The organism is Hymenobacter agri (assembly GCF_054778495.1).
In genome coordinates this window covers 1-2,352 of the sequence record NZ_BAAGZM010000638.1, presented here as the reverse complement: position 1 = coordinate 2,352, position 2,352 = coordinate 1, and the positions used below count along the sequence as shown (strand labels likewise).

The 2,352-nt window shown below is 64.3% G+C and carries 2 protein-coding genes; one reads left to right on the top strand and one right to left on the bottom strand.

The features are described 5' to 3' along the window. Positions 1 to 1,054, top strand: a 1,054-nt coding sequence (locus ACYVDE_RS20465; RefSeq protein WP_460503388.1) for a hypothetical protein, incomplete at its 5' end; no start/stop codon positions are given. On the opposite strand, the gene ACYVDE_RS20460 is transcribed toward ACYVDE_RS20465, so the two are convergent. Next, entirely contained in the window at positions 1,044 to 2,144 is a 1,101-nt protein-coding gene (locus ACYVDE_RS20460) for a lysylphosphatidylglycerol synthase transmembrane domain-containing protein (protein ID WP_460503387.1), read from the bottom strand. The genes ACYVDE_RS20465 and ACYVDE_RS20460 overlap by 11 nt on opposite strands. Positions 2,145 to 2,352 lie beyond the last annotated feature (208 nt).

The window sequence follows — 2,352 nt, the reverse complement described above, 5'->3', positions numbered from 1 at the left end:
CAGCAGCGTGGGCTACGCCACGGCCACCGCAGCCGCATCGGCCGGCGGCCTCACGGTGTACCTGCGGCCGTCGGCCTACGAGCTGGCGGGCGTGCAAGTGCAGGGCGAAAGCCTCGACCCGCGAAAGATTATGAAGAAGGTACTGGCCGCGCTGCCGAAAAACTACGAGACGGAACATTACTCGGCCGAGTTGTATACGCACCGCCAGACCACCAACTTCGACACGCTGGCTTTCGATAATGAGAGCGTGGCCCAGTTTTTCGTGCCGGCGGGCTACCATCATTGGGCCGGCGGTTTCCTGATGCTGGGCGCAGTGCCGCAGCAACTGACCAAGGAGGTTCACTCGACCAAGAGTTTTGCGAAATCGCAAAAGCTGTTTTCGGAGCAGGGCGGGCAGGCCTTCGATGCCAGCTCGGCCGACCCGGTACGGACTTCGCCGCTGTTCAATTCGGGCACGCTGCGCAAGTTTCAGCTGCACCTCGACAGCGTGGTGGAGCGCGCGGGCCAGACGGTGTACCTTATCAGCTTCGCGGCCAAGCACGCAAATCATCGCAGCACTGGCACGTACCTCACGTCGGAATACTCGGGGCGGCTTTACGTGCAGCAGCGCAACTACGCCGTGACGCGCTACGAAGCGCTGTGGCAGAGCGACACGGCCTACATCAACCGGGCGGCCCGCGAGTGGTACGGCAAGCCCAATATGCGGGCCAGCCTCTACCCCAACCTGCTGACAACTGACCGCACTGACCACGTGGTGGATTACCTGGCCGATGCTACCGGGCGCTACCACGTGCGGCGCAGCGTAGGGCGCAACCTCTCGGTTGGCCGCACGCTGGGCGGGCCGGCATTCTACCGGCAATCGACCTGCACCGAGTACTTCACGGGGCTGCCGGCGGGCACGCCGCCCATCCTTTCCAAGGCCGAAATGACGGTTGGCGATGTGTATAAGGAGACGGCGACGCTGCCCAAGCCCGAATATCATCCCGAGTTCTGGAGCCGTTATCAGCGGCCGTCGGCGCTGGCCGAAGCTGCCGCCGCGCCGGCTAAGCCGTAGTCGCTTTGTCGGGCCGCTTGGCAAATACCCGCGCCACCCAGCGGGGCAGAAAGATGCTGCCCAGCACGAGGTAGAGGTAGTACGTCACGACCCGATACAGCAGCACCATGAAGCTGGTGAGCGTGGCCGTGCCGATGAACTTGCCGAAGAACGTGGGGAACGCGCCCTCCACGATGCCCGCGCCGCCGGGCGTGATGGCCAGCAGCAGCAGCACCTTGTAGGTGAGGTTGCGGGCGAAAATGAACAGGAAGGTTTCGGTGTTCATCGGCACGAAGGCGGCGATGAGGCAGCCGATGACGAGGTAGCGCGCCGTCCAGACGAAGAACGTGCTGGCCGCCGCCCGCCACCAGTAGATGGCCGGGTTGCCGCGCAGCTGCACCGAGGCGCGCTCCATTTCTTGGCCGTGGTGGTAGGCTTTACGCCGCCAGCGCTTCAGCACCAGCATCGAGAACAGGCGCACCAGCACCCGCCGCACCGAGCGCGGGTTGATGAAAATAGCGTAGAGCATGAGGCCGGCGTAGGCCGTCACGGCCACGTAGCTCACCACAAACAGCACCCGCAGCGTAGCAATGAAGCCACCCTGCAGGGCCTCGTGCGGGTAGAGGCCGGCCCCGGCAATGAGCACGACCAGCGGCACCATCACCACGTAATACAAGTTGTCCATCAGGGCCGTCACCATCACGTAAGCCATTGACTTGCCGAAGTTGATGCCCTCCTTGTGCAGAATGAACGAGGCCACCGCCGTGCCGCCCACCGCCGAGGGCAGCACGCAGGAAGCAAACTCCCAAATCATAATCACGTCGAGGCTCTGGCGGTAGTTGAGCTCACGCTCAGCGATGTGCCGGATGCGGTAGATGTAACCGAAATCGCGGGCCAGCAGCACCAGCAGCGTGATGAGCAGCCACTCCCAGCGGGCGTTGGCCAGCGGGGCCAGGTCGCCGGGCTGGTAGCTGCGCCAGAACATGAACCCCACCACGCCCAGCCCGATGGCTACGGGCAGAATCAGCCGGCCCGGCTGCAGGCGCTGCAGGAAATGCGCGTCGTCTTCGGGGCTGTCGGCGGCAGAAGTTGGGCGGAGCTTATCGGTCATCGAGGCGAGGCAGGTGGCGGGGCAAAAGTAGGGAGTAGCCGGGCGGGGCTTGGTTAAAAAAGCATTAAGCGCTAAAAGCAAACGTCATGCTGCAACCGGCGCAGCATGACGTTTTCGTTTCTCAGTTGGCAAAGCCCACCCGCTAGGGCCGGCCGCCGGGGCTGCCGGCCGGCACCGTGCCATTGGGCGTGCTGGTGCCGGGCGAGGG